This is a genomic window from Mesorhizobium sp. M0518, from assembly GCF_040321125.1.
GTDB lineage: Bacteria > Pseudomonadota > Alphaproteobacteria > Rhizobiales > Rhizobiaceae > Mesorhizobium.
The window spans coordinates 62,276-80,004 of sequence record NZ_JAMYQY010000014.1 but is presented as its reverse complement, the minus strand read 5'-3'; the positions used below and the strand labels follow the sequence as shown (position 1 = coordinate 80,004).

The following is a 17,729-nucleotide window of genomic DNA, read 5'->3' as shown; positions in this document are numbered from 1 at the left end:
GCAACCGCCAGTCTTGGCGTCCCTCTCGGTAAAATGAACCCATGTCCATGGTAGCGATCGATCTTACTGACGTAAGCAAAACTTATGACAAGCTCGTTGTCGACAGGCTGTCGTTCCGCGTTGCGGCGGGGGAATGCTTCGGGCTCTTGGGACCGAACGGCGCGGGCAAAAGCACGATTGCGCGTATGGTCCTCGGCATGACATCGCCCGATGCGGGGAAGATTACTGTGCTCGGCGTTCCAGTGCCGGCGCGCGCGCGTTTGGCACGTATGCGCATCGGCGTGGTCCCGCAGTTCGACAATCTTGATACCGCGTTCACTGTACGCGAGAACCTGTTGGTGTTCGGGCGCTACTTCCGGATGAGCAGACGCCAGATCGATGCGGTCATACCATCGCTGCTTGAGTTCGCCCGCCTCGAGAACAAAGCGGATGCGCGCGTCGCCGAACTGTCCGGCGGCATGAAGCGGCGCCTGACGCTCGCGCGTGCGCTGATCAATGACCCGCACTTGCTGGTGATGGACGAGCCGACCACCGGCCTCGATCCGCAGGCCCGCCACCTGATCTGGGAACGGCTGCGATCGCTGCTGGCGCGGGGCAAGACTATTCTTTTGACTACCCATTTCATGGAAGAGGCCGAGCGGCTGTGCGATCGGCTGTGCGTTATGGAGGAGGGGCGCAAGATCGCCGAAGGCCGCCCGTCCGCACTCATTGACGAGCAGATCGGCTGTGACGTGGTCGAGGTCTACGGCGGCAATCCGCATGAACTGGGTGCGCTGATCCGGCCGTACGCACAGCGCATCGAGGTGAGCGGTGAGACGCTTTTTTGCTATGCACCCGATCCGGAGCAGGTGCTGGCGCAGCTACGCGGGCGCGCGGGTCTACGCCTTCTGCAGCGTCCCCCCAATCTCGAGGATGTGTTTTTGCGGCTAACCGGGCGCGAGATGGAGGACTGAACAATGGGCGAACGTTATGCGGCGGGCATGCCCGCCAATGCGTGGAATTGGGTCGCGGTTTGGCGCCGCAACTATCTTGGATGGAAGAAAATCGGGCTTGCATCGGTGCTCGGCAACCTCGCCGATCCGATGATCTATCTGTTCGGTCTCGGCTTTGGAATCGGAACAATGATAGGTCCTGTTGAGGGCACTTCGTACATTGCGTTTCTCGCGGCTGGCATGGTTGCCACAAGCGCGATGGCATCGGCGACCGCTGAAACGGTTTACGGGAGTTTCGGCCGCATGGGCGACCAGCGCACCTGGGAAGGAATGCTATGCACTCAGCTGACGCTCGGCGATATCTTACTCGGCGAATTGGCCTGGGCAGCCACCAAGGCCCTGATGGCGGGCACAGCAATCACTATTGTTGCGACCACGCTAGGCTACGCATCGTGGCCATCCATCCTCTGCTTGCTGCCAGTCATCGCTCTCAGTGGCCTCGCCTTCGCGAGTCTAGCGATGGTCGTCACGGCGCTTGCGCCCAGTTATGAATATTTCATATTTTATAATACCCTTGTTATAACACCCATGCTCTTCCTTTGCGGCGCGATGTTTCCGGTCAACCAATTGCCCGGCGCTTTTCAGGACGTCGCCTCCTTGTTGCCCCTCGCACATGCAATTGACCTCATTCGTCCGGCGATGCTTGGCCGTCCGGCCGGCAGCATGGGCCTGCATATCGGCGCGCTTTGCATATACACGGTTTTGCCGTTCTTCCTATCGGTTGCTCTGTTTCGTCGTCGGCTGATGCGTTGACGCTCTCACCATTCGTGAAATTGATTGTTTGGGCGATACCCATCCACGGGTCGGATAGGTCAATGCATGCGTTTTAAGGGACTCGATCTAAATCTCCTCGTTGTGCTGGACGCTTTGATCAGGGAGCGTAAAGTCACCGCCGCAGCCCGCAGCATTAACCTGAGTCAGCCGGCCATGAGCGCCGCCGTCGGTCGGTTACGCGCCTATTTCAGCGATGAGCTATTTACGATGAACGGCCGCGAACTCATTTTGACACCGCGCGCGGAGGGGCTCGCCACAGCAGTCCGGGAGGCATTGCTGCACATCCAGCTGTCGATTATTTCCTGGGACCCCTTTAACCCGGTCGGATCGGATCGTCGCTTCCGCATCATCCTTTCCGATTACCTCACACTCGTATTTTTTAAGAAGATCGTAAAGCGTGCTGCGCGGGAAGCTCCCGCCGTCCGCTTCGAATGTCTGCCTATTTCCGACGACCCCGAGGAGCTTCTCCGGCGCGGCGACGTTGATTTTCTGATTATGCCGGAAGTGTTCATGTCGAAACATCCTCGCGCAGCCCTGTTCGAAGATATGCTCGTATGCGTAGGCTGCGGCACGAACAAGCAGCTGTCAGAGCCACTTACATTCGACCGATACTTGTCGATGGGGCAGGTTGTGCTTAAATTCGGGGACACCCGGCAGCCCTCCATCGAGGAATGGTATTTGCTCGAGAACGGTTTCGAGAGACGTATCGAGGTCGTCGTACACGCCTTTAGCATGATCCCGCCCCTTCTATCAGGCACCAGCCGCATCGGGACCATGCCGTTGCGGCTGGCGCAGCATTTCGCGAAAACAACACCCTTGCGGATTGTCGAACTTCCGCCGCCACTTCCTGCCGCATTCACGGAGGCCATCCAATGGCCTGCGCTTCACAATAATGATCCGGCAAGCCTATGGATGCGGGAAATGATGTTGCAGGAGGCATCTCGTATGATTGCCCTGCCTAAGAGCACCGGACGTCTCAGTTGTCGGCCGAATTGAGAAACTGACCCCTCGGTTATGAGAGGAGGCATGGATGGCGATTGGGATTGGGCGATTCCTGCATTGTCGAGAACGATGCAGGGAGAGCAGATCCTTCAGCCTGAAGAGGTGGCAGCGATGCTGCGGCGGCATGAGGTTGGCGGGGAACCGACGGGCGAAGGAATTCGGGTGCGCGCGCAACACCATGCATCGGCATCTAAGCGAGGGCGGGACTGTTCCGTTTCGCAAGCCCGTGCGGCCGACGGCGTTTGACGGACTGGACGATTGGCTGCGGGAGCGCTTCTTCCCCCATGGGTCGAGCCGGATGACGATCTCGACCCGCTCCAGATGCACCGGGAACGCCTTGCGCGGTCGCGCAGCACGTCGCGGCTCGCCTGTCGGTCTTGCGGCCTTGCGGCCTCGAGTTCGGACTCAATCGCGCCGAGCCCGGTCTGGATTCGAAGGCGAAGGCCTGCTGGGCACGTTCGAGCTTCTCGGAGCTGCGACCGAAGCGCCGCGCTCCAGCTGCTTGGCGATCCCTGAAGGTCGGCGAGCCTCTCCTGGGCACGCTCGTTGAGTGTCGCCATCCGGACGATCTCGGCCTTGAGTGTTCGCTCCGGAGTTGTTGCAGTTCGGCCTTCTCCGCCGCCATGGGGACGAATATCGCCTTGAGCGGAACGATTTCGTGGAGACGGGCCAAAGCGCTTCTCTTCATGACGCCGACAAAAGCTTATTTTGCACGGCCAGAGGCCCGCCTTTTGCGCCTGAGTCACTTCGCCACGGCCTATCCGGCCAACGTCGGACGCCGTCTCCGTTCGGCTTAAGCGCGCCAGTCCATGCCTTCGACGAGCGCCATCAGTTGGGCGCGGCAAGCCGGATCACGCCGTTCTCCACCCGCGGCCAGCGGAACTTGTCCTCGTCCAGCGAGGCGCAGGTCGGGGAGTATGGTGAGCGCAAGGTGGCGGCTGAACAGGAACTGCGACGGATCGATATCGTCGCGCCGCAGTCAGGCACCATTCAACAACTCGCAGTTCATACGCTCGGCGGAGTGATTACGCCCGCCGATCCGATCATGCTAATCGTGCCGGAAGGCGACGATCTTGCGCTGGAAGTACGGATCACCCCGAAGGACATCGACCAAATTCAGCTTGGTCAAAAGGCCGTGCTGCGGATGTCAGCCTTCAATCTGAGAACCACGCCGGAATTGAACGGATATGTCAGCCGGATCGCAGCCGATCTGGCGACGGACGAAAAAAACGGCATTTCGTATTACCTGGTGCGTCTATCGGTTCCGCATGCGGAACTGACGAAGCTCAACGACCTGACGCTCGTGCCCGGCATGCCGGCCGAAGCGATGGTCCAGACGGGCGAGCGTACGGCGCTTTCCTATTTTGTGAAGCCGCTGTCGGACCAAATCAGTCGGGCATTCCACGAGTAATGAAAGTAATTCTATTAGCTTGGCGTAGGCCGCGTCGCGTAGAGCCCGTGCGGCCGACGTGCGGAAGCTGTCGTTCCGAGATCCTTGAACTCGCGGCTCGCGCGAACGCGCTCCCTAATGTTCCATTGCTCGCAATGGGCAGTGCTGGCGAGATACTCGGCAACACAGCCCTATGCCTGTTCTTCCGAGGCCGGCTTGACGGTGAGCGAATGCGTAACGCAGCTGTGAGGACCCGTCAGTTGTCGTTTCAGCTCGGCTTCGTCAACTTCGACAGCCTGTCGGCGAAAGGCGCTATCACGAGGCCATTGGCGGCAAATTGCCCTCCCCTTGTTGCGCGGTAGCAGCATGCGTGTCGGGGAAGGAACCGTCTCCGGCCCCCATTCATCGCTGAGGCCGCGCCGTACCCGCCGCCACCGGAACTTGTCCACGTCCAGCGCTTACGGTGCGGGTATGCCGGCGTCGAGCAAACAGAGAGAGATTTGGGCCCAACCAGGGCGGCCGGTTACCAAGTTTTCCTCGTCCGCTTGAGTGTGAATGTTCGGGTCGATCGTCTGGGCGCGTCCCCGCCGCCTGCGAGCCCGCTACTGCTCAGCGGAAGGGCGAAGTGAACGTGAATGCATCCATTTCGTAAATGTGTGTCTATCCAAGCAATCGATTTCTCTAATTACCCGATGAGCAATATGAACGCGTCAGGCAGGGTGCATCATCAGGAGTATTTTTCGATGGCAAACATTATCAAGGGTAGCCCGGATGCCGAAACACTCCTCGGCACCAAGGGTGAAGATTGGATGGAGGGTTTCCAGGGCGGTGACTGGATTGACGGTCGTGGCGGCAACGACGAGATCTCGGCTGGCCCGGGCAGTGACCGAGCCCTTGGCGGCGAGGGTAACGACCGCATCTTCGGCGGAGATGGCTGGGACGATCTCTCCGGCGACAACGGCCGCTTCAACGCGCGCATCTCCGGTGAGGACAATGACAGGCTCAGCGGCGGTCCCGGCCAGGATGTCCTCTACGTGGGTGACGGCCAGGATACGTTGACCGGGGGCACCGACAATGACACGTTCGTGTTCCAGTTCCACAATCCGGTGCCTGGGGTCGATCCGAGTGTCGGGTCGAAGCCGGACATTACCACTATCACCGATTTCAACCCGGCGGAGGACAAGTTCGCCTTCGATGCGGTGGGCCTCTACAACGACGGTTTTGGCGCGAACTTCGTCAACAACGCCAGTATACAGTCCGGCTACCCGGTGAGCAGCTTCTACAGTGGCGCGGCCTCGGGTGCGAACGGCGAACATGTCGTGGTAATCACTGGCGAATCTTTCAACTCTGCTAATGAGGCAGCGCGTGCGATCTCCGGCGAGCACGCCGGCGACATCATTGTCTACCAAAGCAGCTACACCGACAGAGTCGCAACTCTGGCCTATGTCACCGCCGACGGCAGCGCGCACGAGTTCGCCCACCTGGGCGGTGTGGTCACCGTGGCCGACCTAGGCCTGACCGCGTCGGACTTCACCTTCGTTTGATCCAGAAAACCGATACGGAACCGCGCCCCGCCCCCCTGGGCGGGCGCTTTCCCGTTTCCGCTACTTGCCATGGGCCGGGGCGGCCGAGGGGCGCCCGGGAGCAGTTGCAGCGTGGATAGCTTGACGAAGCCCTGCGCGTCGCGCTGGTCGTGCACCGAAATCTCCTGAAAGTGTGGAGGCGGAAGCCTGTCCGGGCCCTTGCGGCCGGCCACGATGACGTTGCCCTTCCAAACCTTCAGCCGGACGGTTTGTTGACCCGCTCCATTAAATGCCGGGACCAAACATATTCGGCGGGAGCACTGATCCTGAACCAGCGAGCGGATGCAGTCGGTCGCCGGTCGGGGAGCAATATGGGGCTGAGTCGCCAGCCTCCGGAACTTACGTGAGAAGCCATTCCTTGAAGGATTCAGCTTTGAGACCTTTCCCTCTGAGTTCCGCTATTTGGGGCGTTGTGTTGATCAGCGGCGCGGTCAACGTGCTTGCGCTGATCTCGCCGCTGTTCATGCTTCAGGTCTATGACCGCGTTCTGGCAAGTGGCAGCGTATCGACGCTGGTGGGGCTCGTCGTGCTTGCTGCGGGGCTTTATGCGTTCCAATGCCTGCTCGACATTTTGCGCGCCCGCGTGCTGCTGCGGATTGGCGAGCGTTTCGATGGAGAGTTTTCCGGACGCGTTCACGATGCGATCGTTCGCCTTCCGCTTTCAACGCGCATGCCGGGCGACGGCTTGCAGCCGCTTCGCGATCTCGACAATGTTCGCGGCTTCTTGGGTGGAAACGGTCCGACAGCGTTCTTCGATCTGCCATGGATGCTGTTTTATCTTGGCATTTGCTTCCTCCTTCATTTCTGGATCGGCATGACGGCACTTATCGGGGCGGTCGGCCTCACATCTCTGACACTCCTTGCCAACACTCTCTCGCAACGGCCGATAAGCGATACCGTTGCCCACAACATGGCACGCAATGGTCTGCTGCAAGCAGCGCGTTGCAATGCCGAGGTCGTGCAAGCTCTCGGCCTTGGAAAGCGGATCGCTGCCCGATGGCAAAAGGCCAATGCCAAGTGTCTGGCCGCCAACCGGAAAGCTGGGGACGTGGCAGGTGGGCTGGGTGCCATTTCAAAATCGCTGCGCGTGCTGCTGCAATCGGCCATTCTTGCCGTCGGCGCGTACCTTGTCATCAGACAGGAGGCTACGGCCGGGGTTATGATTGCCAGTTCGATCATGATGGGGCGTGCGCTGGCTCCGGTCGATCTGGCCATTTCAAGCTGGAAACCTTTCCTCATGGCGCGCCAGGGTTGGGCGCGGCTGGAGGACCTCTTGGAAAAGGTTCCTGAATCCGCTCCTGTTATGCCAATGCCTGCACCTGAACGCGAACTGCGCCTCGAAAGCGTGACAATCGTTCCGCCCGGCGAAAGGAAGCCGACCGTGACCGGCCTTGCGTTTGCCATTCAGGCGGGAAGCGCACTCGGGATCATCGGTGCATCGGGCTCGGGCAAGTCGACACTCTCGCGCGCCATCGTCGGCGCATGGGCGCCGGTCGCCGGAAAGGTTCGCATCGACAGCGCAAGCCTCGATCAATGGGACCGGGAAGCACTAGGCCGTCATATCGGCTATCTGCCGCAAGGTGTTGAACTGTTCGACGGCACCATTGCCGAAAACATTGCTCGTTTTGAAGATAATCCTGACCCTGACGCTATTGTCGCCGCGGCGAAGGCAGCGGGCACGCACGAACTGATCCTCCGATTTGAGCACGGCTACGAAACTCCGATCGGTGAGGCCGGATCGGCACTTTCCGCCGGGCAGCGCCAGCGTATCGGTCTTGCCCGTGCTCTTTATCGAGACCCTTTCCTTGTTGTGCTGGATGAACCCAATGCCAATCTAGACGCGGAAGGCGAGGCTGCGGTCGTTAAGGCGATCGCCTCCGTGCGCGAGCGCAAGGGCATTGCGGTTGTCGTCGCCCATCGGCCGAGCGCCATCCGCGCCGTGGATTTGGTGTTGGTGATGGAAGGTGGACGGCAGCGAGCATTCGGTGCGCGTGATGAAGCACTTTCCAAAGTCCTGAAGGGGACAGCGATGGCACGAGGCGCTGGCGTCAAGGCCATCGAATCTACACAGGATCATGTGGGAGAGCGCGCTGACATGGAGGATCCCGGTGTCCGGCATTCATCAGAACAATGACGTTTCCAGCTCCATTCGCCGCCACCTGGTGGCGGGCCTTCTGGCGAGCGTAATCTTTGTGGGAGGAGCCGGAGCCTGGGCGGCCTTCACGAATCTCTCCGGTGCGGTTGTCGCGTCCGGACACTTTGTCGTCGATTCCTATGTCAAGAAGGTGCAGCACCCGACCGGCGGGGTGGTGGGAGAAATCCTGGTGCGCGAAGGCGATAAAGTGAAAGCCGGCGACATCCTCATGCGGCTCGATGCCACCCAGACGCGCGCCAATCTCGCCATAGTCACCAAGCGGCTCGATGAGCTCGCCGCCTACCAGGCAAGACTCGATGCTGAACGTGACGATCTCGCGGAGATCGCCTTCCCGGACTGGCTGCTCGTCCGAAGAGATGTTCCGGACGTAGCTTCGGCAATACATAGCGAGACGCTGCTGTTCGAATTCCGCAGACAATCCCGCGACGGAAAGCAGGCGCAACTGGCGGAACACATTACTCAATATCACCACGAGATCGAAGGATTCGAGGCGCAGGAAATTGCCTGTGAAAAAAGGATCGAGGTTCTCCTTAAGGAAATTGCTGTTCTGAGTGGGCTGCGCGACCAAGGCATTGTCTCGGACCAACGGTTGAACAGCCTGAAGATCCAGGTTGCCACTTTCGGTGGCGAACGCGGTGAGAAGATCGCACATCAGGCACAGACAGCAGCCCGCATAGCCGAAACGCGCCTGCAGATCCCGCAGATCGATCAGGATTTCAAGACCGAAGTCGGCCAGGAGCTCAGAGAGGTTCAGGCGCAGATCGGGGAGTATGGTGAGCGCAAGGTGGCGGCTGAACAGGAACTGCGACGGATCGATATCGTCGCGCCGCAGTCAGGCACCATTCAACAACTCGCAGTTCATACGGTCGGCGGAGTGATTACGCCCGCCGATCCGATCATGCTAATCGTGCCGGAAGGCGACGATCTTGCGCTGGAAGTACGGATCACCCCGAAGGACATCGACCAAATCCAGCTTGGTCACAAGGCCGTGCTGCGGATGTCAGCCTTCAATCTGAGAACCACGCCGGAATTGAACGGATATGTCAGCCGGATCGCAGCCGATCTGGCGACGGACGAAAAAAACGGCATTTCGTATTACCTGGTGCGTCTATCGGTTCCGCATGCGGAACTGACGAAGCTCAAGGACCTGACGCTCGTGCCCGGCATGCCGGCCGAAGCGATGGTCCAGACGGGCGAGCGTACGGCGCTTTCCTATTTTGTGAAGCCGCTGTCGGACCAAATCAGTCGGGCATTCCACGAGGAATGAAAGTAATCCACAGAAATATATTGTTGGTATTTATGTTGGTTGTTCGCAGGCTACGTGGGTAGTAACATCCTGAAAGTACTGGCATACTTTCCTCACTTGGATTCCGCCTCTGGGCACCATTTTCCCAAGGTCCGTTCTGGACACACCCCATCGCGTCGCCGCCAGCATCGCCAAGTGAAATCACTTTGCGCACATTGGCCCGCCGAAGGATTTAATTTGCTTGGCCACCCCTCAACCCTAGGGCAAACTGCCTGCCGGGGCTGCAGGAGGTGAAATGAGAGCACGCGCAGCAACGCTTGGGGATCTGGAGGATGTCTTTCGTGGTCTGTCCAAGCGGATGTCGGACGAATACGTGGCGGCCGGCAAGGACAGCAAGATCGCCTACGACAATCTGATGATGAATTTGAAAGAGGGCCGCGCGCACGCGCTTGTCGAGGGCGACAAGGCCGTGGCGATCATCGCCTGGCATGAGAACAGCGACGCCGCCGACACGCTGTTCGCCGCACGGGAGGACTTCTTCCGTGCCGCGACCGTTCGCTTCTGCAAGCGGCATATCCGGCACATCCAGGCGCTCGCCGGCAACCTCGCCATCCACTCGCGCAGCTGGCTGCAGGGGCCGGATGTCGCAAGATGGTTTGGCGTCATCGGCTATGTCGAGCGCGGCCGGGAGAATGGCGCCACTTTGTTCGAGCTGCCGCCGGCTCGCGGATAGGCAATCGCGGGATATTGCCTGGCAAGCTTGCAGTTTCGAGCGCTCTCCCAGGAGGGTGCGAAGAGACTTTTCCACCAGCCGTCCTGGCAGAAGCTGTGAGGCGTGCTGCCGTTGATTTCCAGATATTTCCTGCGACTATCGGCACGCACACTTGCGGAAGATAGAGGTCGAAACAATGCATCTGGACCACTCCGATCACGTCTTCGTCGACCTCGTGCCCGAGCAGTTCGGCCCGTCGGAAACCATCGTCGCGCGCTATCGCGGGCTTGTCGCCACCGCCTTTCGCTATCGATCCGGCGTTGCCGGGCTTCGGATCAGCAACGCGAAGGGCGAAATCGTCATGCTGCCGTTCCAAGGACAGCAGATCTGGGACGTGACCTTCCTCGGCCGCTCCCTGACCATGCGCTCGATGTTCGATGAGCCGGTCGCGACCCGGGACTATCTTTCCAACTACGGCGCGTTCTTCATTCACTGCGGCGCTACCGCAATGGGAAATCCGGGCCCGGATGATCGTCACCCGCTTCACGGCGATCTGCCCAATGCGCCTTATCAGGACGTGCAACTGATCGCCGGCAGCAATTCCGAAGGACCCTTCATGGCGCTGACGGGGCGCTGCCGACAGACCGTCGCTTTCAGCCATGACTATGTGATGGAGCCGACCGTACGGCTGCAACTCGATGCCAGCAGCGTCGCAGTCGACATCGTGATCGAGAACCTGAAACGCTCGGCCATGGAGTTGATGTACCTGGCGCACATCAATTTCAAGCCGGCCGACGGCGGGCGCCTGGTCGACACCGTAGCGGATGATTCCGCGGACATTGTCGTGCGCCAGACGCTGCCGCCCTTTTTCACACCGAGCGAAAGCTACCTTGCTTACCGCGATGCCGTTGTCGCCGATCCTTCGCGGCATCGCCTGCTGACCAAGGGCGAGCCGATCGACCCAGAACTCGTGCTGACGATGAGGGCTAAGGCGGACCTCCAGGGCTGGGCGCACGCCTTGCAGGTCCATCCGGACCGTACGGCGGATTTCGTCAGCTTTCGCCCCGACGAGCTCAATTATGCCGTCCGCTGGATCACGCGCGGCGCCGACCAGGACGCACTTGGCCTCGTGCTGCCGGCCACCGCCGAACCAGACGGCTATCTTGCGGCCAAGGAAAGAGGCCGCCTGGTTCGCGTCGTACCCGGGGAAAAATTCCGCTGTGCCCTGCGTTTTGGCGCTATGGACGCGGACGCAGCCGCACAACGGCAACAAGCCATCGCAGCGTTGAGAGGTGAAGGCCGTTAGTCGCAAGCCCTGACCGCAAACGCTGCCTGAACCGCGCGATTGACCGTGACCGGCAGGATCGACATGTGGTTCTCGCCGGCGTGCAGCTCGAAGCGCGCGCGCACGCCCGGGAGAGCATCAAGCCGCTGCGCCATTGCCCGCGCGAATTCGTCGGTATGTGTCACCTTCTTCTGCCGCAGGCGCTTTTCCTCGTCCTCGGCGCCAATCTGGAACGGCGCCAGCTTCTCGGTCTCGTACTCGCCGGCCGACAGGATCATGGTCGCCGCCAAACCAGCGGGAACGGCGGCCTCGAAGGTTTCGAGAAAGCGGTCGATGGCACGCTCTTCCCAATAGAGGGCGGGGCTCGCCGCGATCCAGGTCTGGAAGGCAGAAGGCCGCGTGAACAGGGCATAGAGCGCAAACAGACCACCGAAAGAATGGCCATAAAGCGCCTGGCGGCTTGTGTCGACCGTGACCCGACCGGCGACCCATGGCTTCAGCTCGTCTTCGATGAAGGCAAGGAATTCCGCTGCCCCACCCGTCCGGACTTCGGGCGTGCCCTCGTAAAAGGGCGGATAGGTCTTGCCCGGCGGCGGGCCGAGGTCCCATGAGCGGCGCAACGGGTCGTAGGCGCCCTCGACGGGATAGCCAATGGCGACGATGACGCCCCAGCCGACATTGGTGCCCGTTGGATAGAAGGCCTGCGCGCGCATGGCGTCGACCGCCGTGCCGATGACTGCATTGCCGTCGGTCATGTAGAGGACCGGCCAGCCGGCTTCTGGCACCGGCCCGGACGGCACATGCAGGAATATCCGCCAGGGGGCGCCGCCCTGCGCCGGAACAAGATCGTGGACCGTCGTGTCGGCGATCAAGGCTGGCATCGACGTGGACATCGATATCTCCACAAGGGCTAAAGGTCAGCGGCGGCGCAGCAGCCACATCAGTACCGGGCCGCCGATCAGCGTGGCGACGAGACCGGCCGGGATCTGGCGCGGGAAGATGGCGGTGCGGCCCACCCAGTCGGCGGCGACCATGATCAGCGCGCCGGCGAGCACCGCGCCAATGGCCTGCGGCAGCGCACGGGACAGGCCAAGGCGACGGGCAAGGTGCGGCGCCATCAGGCCGATGAAGGTCAGCGGACCGACGATCAGGGTCGAGGCTGCGGTGAGTGCCGCGACCACCAGCAGCACGAAAAGCCGCGTCCTCTTCAGGTCAATGCCAAGGCCCCGCACGGCGGCGGGGCCGAGCGGCAGGATGTCGAGCCAGCGCATGAAGAAAGGCGCGAGCGCAAAGAGGCAGACGGCGATGCCACCGGTGAGCAAGGCGTCGCCGACATCGACGCCATAGGTCGAGCCGGTCAGCCAGTTGAGCAGCAGCATGGCACGCGGATCGCCGGTGGCGGTGAGCACCAGGATCAGCGCGTCGAACAAGGCCGTCAGGGCAACGCCTGCGAGCAGCAGCCGCTCCGGCGCATAGGCGGCACGGCGGCCGATCGCCAGCGTCACCAGCAAAGCGGCGAAGGCGCCGATGGTTGCCGCCGCCGTCTGAACCGGACGTCCGGCATCGGAGAGCGCGAACAGCGCCACCATCATGCCAAGGGCGGCACCGGCGCTGACGCCCAGCACTTCGGGGCTGGCCATCGGATTGCCGGTCAGCCGCTGCATCATCAGCCCGGCAAGCGCCAGCATCGCCCCGGCGCTCAGCGCGGCAAGCACGCGAGGCCACCGCCACGACAGCAAAGGCTGCAACTGGTCGCCGAAGGCGAGGGTCCAGCCATGCGGACCCGGTCCATAGAGCAGGGCCAGCCCGAGCAGCAGAAGCAGGGCCAGGCCGATCGCCGCCAGCACAAGGCCGGGCTTGCTTGCGCGCGGCAGGCGCGCGGCCATCAAGGTCGGGGCTTCCGAGCCAAGCGCAAGGCGTGGCAGCAGCCAGAGAAGCAGCGGCGCGCCGAGAAGTGCTGTGATCGCTCCGGTCGGCAGCAGGTCGCCTTGCGGTCCAGTGGCGATCTGTACGGCCTGGTCGGCTGTCCACAACAGCGCCCCGCCGATCAGCGGCGCCATCACCAGTTGTTGGCCCAGCCGCCGGGCACCGCCGATGCGCGCGAGCGTCGCCGCGGCCAGGCCGACGAAACCGATGACTCCGACAGCGGCAACGACAAACGCGATCAGGGCGACCGCGGCCGCCAGTCCTGCGAAGCGATAGGCGCCGAGCGGCACGCCGAGGCTGCGCGCGCCTTCATCGTCGAGACCAAGCAGGGCCAGCGGCCGCACCATGAGGAAGATCGCCAGTGCCGCGCCGCCGATGCGTGGCAACAGCCACAGTGTCGTCGACCAGTCCTGCTGGCCCAGCGAACCGGCGCCCCAGATGAACAGGCCGGCCAACCATTCATGCCGCAGCACAATGAGGGCAGCGCCGATAGCGCCGGCATAGAGACTGACGACAAGCCCCGCCAGCACGACCGAAAGCGGTGACAGGCCTTTGTGCCAGGACAGAGCGATGACGGCGGCAAGGGCAACGAATGCGCCGCCCAGCGCCACCCATTCGCGGCCAAAGGCAAGCAGCGACGGTGACAGAAGCGTTGCTAGTGCCAGCGCCAGATAGGCGCCGGCCGAGACACCGACCGTTTCGGGCGAGGCGAGCGGGTTGCGCAGAACCTGCTGCAGGACGGTTCCGGCAAGCCCGAGCGCCGCACCGCATAAAAGGCTGACGGCAAGCCTGGGCAGGAAGGCGTAGTGGACGAGCACCTGCCGCATATCATCAATGTCGGGGGCGGCGAGCGATTGGAGCCAAAGCGCCGATGGCAGCTGCACGGTGAGGTTCGAGACGGTTGCCGCGATCGCCGCCACGACCAACATCACGCAAAGCAGGATCGCGCCTACCGGCTGATTGCTGAAAAAGCTCCACGCGGAGGCCCGGCCGGCAGATGCATGCTTTTCCCCTTGGGCAATGGCCGCAGCATCCTCAGCCACGGGCGGCCTCCGCGGTCATCGCCGACGCCAGGACCCGAGCAAAACGGCGCGCGGATGGAAGCGCGCCAAACATCAGGACGGCAGGAAGGCGCATGATCGAGTGGTTGCGCACGAAGGGCATGGCGTTCCAGACCGGACTTTCGGTCAGCGTGCCGCCAGCGCCCTCAGGCAAGGGTTCGAGATAGGCGAGGCGCGCATCGCTGGATGTTGCCAGCCCGTCGATACCGACGGTCGAAAACCCCCAGTAATTGGTCTCCGCCGTCCACGCGTTGCTGAGCCCGATGCGGTCGAACACCTCCTGAAACAGGCTCTTTGCGCCGTAGACGCGCACATTGCGGGGGTCCAGGAAGCCGACGACATAGATCGGCCGTGCCGACAGCGGCGCCAGTTGCTGGCGAATCTCCGTAAAATACGCGTCTGCCGCCGCGATCAGCGCTTCGCCTTCGCTTTCCTTGCCGACAAGCCCTGCAAGCTGGCGCGTCGCCTCGACGGCGCGCTGATAGGGCTGCCCGGCTTCGGTGTAGAGACCGATCGTCGTCACCGGAGCCACGCGTTCGAGCAGCGGCTTGATGCCGTCGAGATATGGCATGGACAGGATGATGTCGGGCCTGAGCTGCTGCAGGAATTCAAGATTGGGCTCGAGCAGCGTGCCGACATCGGCGATGTCAGGCGGCAGCCGCGGCTCGACCACCCATTTCTCCCAGACCTCCCGATCGGCAATGGCGACCGGGCTGACGCCGAGCATGAGCAAGGTCTCGGTCAACCCGTCATCCAGGCAGACTATGCGCAACGGACGGGCTTCAGCCGTGGAGAACCCCATGCCGGCGAACGGCAGCGTGAAAAGCCCGAGCGCCTGGCGCCGGGTCATTCGGCTGCGCAAGTGATCGGACGCGGCTCTCGACTGGGGCTCTCGGTCTCTCTGCAATGCGGCGTGCCCTGGTTTTCGGGATACGGTCTCCAGTGACCACTGCCCGGTTGACTATGAAACATGAGTTTAATAGTCAACATTTTGATGGCCTGACAAGTCAACTTTTACGCAACCGCATGCCAGGCGCAGCCGCCGCTTGGCCGCAAGGCGATTCGCCCGTACAACAGCGCTGTGCGATGTGGCCGCCAAAAAATCACGGCCCGCGAAGCCCAATCCGCGCCTCGCATCATTTTTCCTCCACGAAGGCATTCCATGATAGACGAAGCCACGGTCGCCTTTGGGCAGCCGTTTCCTGATTGCCTGAGAGACCAAAGACGGCCAAGGAACGAACCAAAAAAGCCGGCAGCAAGCCGCCGCCTGAAGACGTCAAGGACCGGTCGAACGCATCAAGGCAGCGCGATCGGGTTGCACTCGGCAAGGCTTGATGATTTGTTGCCGCTATACGGAGAACGAATGATGCGAGAGCCTGCCGGTCAAGACGAATACGGGTCGACGAACCCCTTCGATCCGGACGACCTGCCGACGTTGAACGCAATCGGCCCGAGCATGGGTAGCGGCAATGATTTCGAGAGATATGCCGTTGCCGTGATCATCGTGTTCGGTGCGCTGATCATTGGCGGGCTGATGGCCGCATCGATGGTCTTCGGGCACCGCAACGGCTTCCTCTTCGCGCTTGGCGGCGCCACGTCCGCCTGGATATCCGGAAACGCGCTGCTGCTCGACCGGCCGCGTATCTATGCGCTGTTCGTCGGCATTGCCGCCTTGATGCTGGTTGCGTCCACCCTCACGCTGGTCTTGTGACGGTCAAATCGGTGTGAGCCGATCCACTTGAGCAGCGGGCGATCAACCCGAATCGCCGCGCGGCACCAAGCTTTTCCTCCGAGCTGTCAGTATCCGAGCGCCTCGCCAGAGGCCGCGCGGCTGTCGATGGCGCCGTTGTAGCGCGCGCCGCCGCCCTTCTCGATTTCCGCCAGGCTCTTGCCGCCGACCAGGATGCCGGCCGCCTGCCCCCAGGTCTGGTCAGCGAGATCGAGGTGATATCCCATGCCGGCCAGCAGCTTTTCTGTGTCCGGCGACAGGCCGAACGGCTCGACATAAACCTTGTCGGGCAGCCATTGATGGTGGATGCGAGGCGCGTCGATCGCCTCCTGGATGTTCATGCCGTGGTCGATGACATTGACGATCGCTTCCAGCGTGATGGTGATGATGCGCGAACCACCCGGGCTGCCGATGACCATGAACGGCTTGCCGTCCTTGGCCACCACGGTCGGGCTCATCGACGACAGCGGCGTCTTCTTCGACTGGATGGCGTTGGCCTCGCCCTGGACCAGGCCATAGAGGTTGGGCACGCCGGGCTTCTGGGTGAAATCGTCCATCTCGTTGTTGAGCAGGATGCCGGTGCCGTCGGCAACGACGCCGGCGCCGAAGGACCCGTTCAGCGTGTAGGTGACCGCGACCGCGTTGCCGTCATCGTCGATGATCGAATAATGCGTCGTCTCCTTGCTCTCGCCAAAGCCCTTCGGCATCAGTTCCTGCGACACGCCGGCCCGGAACGGGTCGATCTTGTCGCGGATATCCTTGGCATAGGCCTTATCAAGCAATTTCGAGACCGGATTGTCGACGAAATCGGGATCGCCGAGCGCGGAATTGCGGTCGACATAGGCGTAGCGCATCGCCTCGATCATGACGTGGATCGTCTCGGCAGAACCGGCACCGAGGTAGGATAAGGGATAGCCCTCCAGAACGTTGAGGATTTCGCAGATGATGACGCCGCCGGAGCTGGGCGGCGGCGAGGAGGTGATCTCGTAGCCGCGATAGGTGCAGGTCACGGGCTTGAGTTCGCGCACCGCATATTGCTCGAAATCCGGTTTGGCGAGAATGCCGCCTTTGGCGCCGCTCGCCTTGACGATGGCGTCGGCGATGGCACCTTTGTAGAAGGCATCCGGACCTTTTTCGGAAATGGCGGCGAGCGAGGCCGCGAGGTCGGGCTGGACCAGCCGCTCGCCGATGCCATAGGGCTTGCCGTCGGGTTTCAGGAATATGGCGGCGGCCGCGGGGTCCTTCGCCAGCCTGTCGGCACTGCCGGCAAACGAGGTGGCGTCGCCTTGGTTGAGGATGAAGCCGTCCTTGGCATAGCCGATTGCCGGCGCCATCAGATCCTGGCGGGACAATTTGCCGTATTTTTCACGGGCCAGTTCCAGACCGGCCACCGAACCCGGCACGCCGACCGCAAGATAGCCGTCGAGACTGGCCCCCTTCACCGGGTTGCCGTCCTTGTCGAGATACATGGTTTTTGTCGCCGCCAGCGGCGCCCGCTCGCGGAAATCGAGAAAGGTCGATTTGCCGTCCTTGAAGCGGATGGTCATGAAGCCGCCGCCGCCGATATTGCCGGCATTGGGGTAGACGACCGCGAGCGCATAGCCGACGGCAACCGCCGCATCGACAGCATTGCCGCCCTTCTTCAAGACGTCGATGCCGACTTCGGACGCCAGATGCTGGGCCGTCACCACCATGCCGTGCTCGCCCTTGGCCGGTTGCGGGGAAGCGGCAAAGGCGCTCGTCAACGGCGCCAGGGCAAAGGTGATGGAAAGACTGGCGGCGATCAGTGTTCTGCGGGTGAGCGGCATGGCGTGCCTCCGGGAGCGTGAGGGGTGCGCCTAGAAGAGCCTCTTGGGGTGGGTTAGTCTAGCCAA

Annotated in this window: 13 protein-coding genes and 1 pseudogene; 10 read left to right on the top strand and 4 right to left on the bottom strand. The window is 62.0% G+C overall.

All coding sequences use genetic code 11. The features are described 5' to 3' along the window. Window positions 1-41: 41 nt before the first annotated feature. The 9 genes and pseudogenes from nodI to NKI66_RS20485 all read left to right on the top strand — a co-directional run bounded on the left by nodI (window position 42) and on the right by NKI66_RS20485 (window position 11,160). Window positions 42-953 (top strand): nodulation factor ABC transporter ATP-binding protein NodI, encoded by a 912-nt coding sequence (gene nodI / locus NKI66_RS20530; RefSeq protein ID WP_023736276.1) that lies wholly within the window; start codon window positions 42-44, stop codon window positions 951-953. Window positions 954-956: 3 nt separating this feature from the next. Further along, complete coding sequence (locus NKI66_RS20525; protein WP_023736275.1) at window positions 957-1,745, top strand: ABC transporter permease; 789 nt, start codon at window positions 957-959, stop codon at window positions 1,743-1,745. Between the two features lie 66 nt (window positions 1,746-1,811). Further along, on the top strand, window positions 1,812-2,762 hold the full coding sequence (locus NKI66_RS20520; protein WP_352752761.1) for a LysR family transcriptional regulator: 951 nt from the start codon (window positions 1,812-1,814) through the stop codon (window positions 2,760-2,762). A gap of 904 nt (window positions 2,763-3,666) precedes the next feature. Next, window positions 3,667-4,179: pseudogene (locus tag NKI66_RS20510) on the top strand (beta-barrel domain-containing protein); the annotation flags it as partial. A gap of 722 nt (window positions 4,180-4,901) precedes the next feature. Further along, entirely contained in the window at window positions 4,902-5,702 is an 801-nt protein-coding gene (locus NKI66_RS20505; protein WP_352632591.1) for a calcium-binding protein, read from the top strand. Window positions 5,703-6,099: 397 nt separating this feature from the next. Beyond that, window positions 6,100-7,875, top strand: coding sequence for a type I secretion system permease/ATPase (locus NKI66_RS20500; protein ID WP_352752759.1), 1,776 nt, complete (start codon window positions 6,100-6,102; stop codon window positions 7,873-7,875). Then, a complete protein-coding gene (locus NKI66_RS20495) occupies window positions 7,850-9,163 on the top strand; it encodes an HlyD family type I secretion periplasmic adaptor subunit (protein WP_352720444.1) in 1,314 nt (437 codons plus the stop codon). The genes NKI66_RS20500 and NKI66_RS20495 overlap by 26 nt, the downstream gene beginning before the upstream one ends. Before the next feature lie 274 nt (window positions 9,164-9,437). Next, the gene (locus tag NKI66_RS20490) at window positions 9,438-9,875 is read left to right on the top strand and encodes a hypothetical protein (protein WP_023813918.1); all 438 of its coding nucleotides are present in this window, start codon (window positions 9,438-9,440) and stop codon (window positions 9,873-9,875) included. A 175-nt stretch (window positions 9,876-10,050) separates the two neighbouring features. Further along, window positions 10,051-11,160 carry a DUF4432 family protein gene (locus tag NKI66_RS20485; protein ID WP_155930618.1) on the top strand — a complete coding sequence of 370 codons (1,110 nt, stop codon included), beginning with the start codon at window positions 10,051-10,053 and terminating at the stop codon, window positions 11,158-11,160. Here the strand turns inward: NKI66_RS20485 and NKI66_RS20480 are convergent. Genes NKI66_RS20480 through NKI66_RS20470 form a run of 3 tightly spaced genes read right to left on the bottom strand, consistent with a single transcriptional unit; the run spans window position 11,157 to window position 14,976 of the window. Beyond that, on the bottom strand, window positions 11,157-12,032 hold the full coding sequence (locus NKI66_RS20480; protein ID WP_352720442.1) for an alpha/beta hydrolase: 876 nt from the start codon (window positions 12,030-12,032) through the stop codon (window positions 11,157-11,159). The genes NKI66_RS20485 and NKI66_RS20480 overlap by 4 nt on opposite strands. Window positions 12,033-12,056: 24 nt before the next feature. Then, entirely contained in the window at window positions 12,057-14,108 is a 2,052-nt protein-coding gene (gene fhuB / locus NKI66_RS20475) for a Fe(3+)-hydroxamate ABC transporter permease FhuB (protein WP_352720440.1), read from the bottom strand. Continuing rightward, window positions 14,101-14,976 carry an ABC transporter substrate-binding protein gene (locus NKI66_RS20470; RefSeq protein WP_023813914.1) on the bottom strand — a complete coding sequence of 292 codons (876 nt, stop codon included), beginning with the start codon at window positions 14,974-14,976 and terminating at the stop codon, window positions 14,101-14,103. The genes fhuB and NKI66_RS20470 overlap by 8 nt, the downstream gene beginning before the upstream one ends. Window positions 14,977-15,582: 606 nt before the next feature. On the opposite strand from NKI66_RS20470, the gene NKI66_RS20465 reads away from it, so the two are divergent. Continuing rightward, on the top strand, window positions 15,583-15,837 hold the full coding sequence (locus tag NKI66_RS20465) for a hypothetical protein (protein WP_031213787.1): 255 nt from the start codon (window positions 15,583-15,585) through the stop codon (window positions 15,835-15,837). Between the two features lie 86 nt (window positions 15,838-15,923). On the opposite strand, the gene ggt is transcribed toward NKI66_RS20465, so the two are convergent. Continuing rightward, window positions 15,924-17,663 (bottom strand): gamma-glutamyltransferase, encoded by a 1,740-nt coding sequence (ggt, locus tag NKI66_RS20460; RefSeq protein ID WP_023813912.1) that lies wholly within the window; start codon window positions 17,661-17,663, stop codon window positions 15,924-15,926. Window positions 17,664-17,729: the final 66 nt, after the last annotated feature.

Coding starts and splice junctions, on each gene's coding strand:
- NKI66_RS20485 (WP_155930618.1), top strand. CDS start 10,051: ATGCATCTGGACCACTCCGATCACGTCTTCGTCGACCTCGTGCCCGAG.
- NKI66_RS20490 (WP_023813918.1), top strand. CDS start 9,438: ATGAGAGCACGCGCAGCAACGCTTGGGGATCTGGAGGATGTCTTTCGT.
- NKI66_RS20520 (WP_352752761.1), top strand. CDS start 1,812: ATGCGTTTTAAGGGACTCGATCTAAATCTCCTCGTTGTGCTGGACGCT.
- NKI66_RS20525 (WP_023736275.1), top strand. CDS start 957: ATGGGCGAACGTTATGCGGCGGGCATGCCCGCCAATGCGTGGAATTGG.
- NKI66_RS20470 (WP_023813914.1), bottom strand. CDS start 14,976: ATGACCCGGCGCCAGGCGCTCGGGCTTTTCACGCTGCCGTTCGCCGGC.
- nodI (WP_023736276.1), top strand. CDS start 42: ATGTCCATGGTAGCGATCGATCTTACTGACGTAAGCAAAACTTATGAC.
- NKI66_RS20465 (WP_031213787.1), top strand. CDS start 15,583: ATGGGTAGCGGCAATGATTTCGAGAGATATGCCGTTGCCGTGATCATC.
- NKI66_RS20480 (WP_352720442.1), bottom strand. CDS start 12,032: ATGTCCACGTCGATGCCAGCCTTGATCGCCGACACGACGGTCCACGAT.
- ggt (WP_023813912.1), bottom strand. CDS start 17,663: ATGCCGCTCACCCGCAGAACACTGATCGCCGCCAGTCTTTCCATCACC.
- NKI66_RS20505 (WP_352632591.1), top strand. CDS start 4,902: ATGGCAAACATTATCAAGGGTAGCCCGGATGCCGAAACACTCCTCGGC.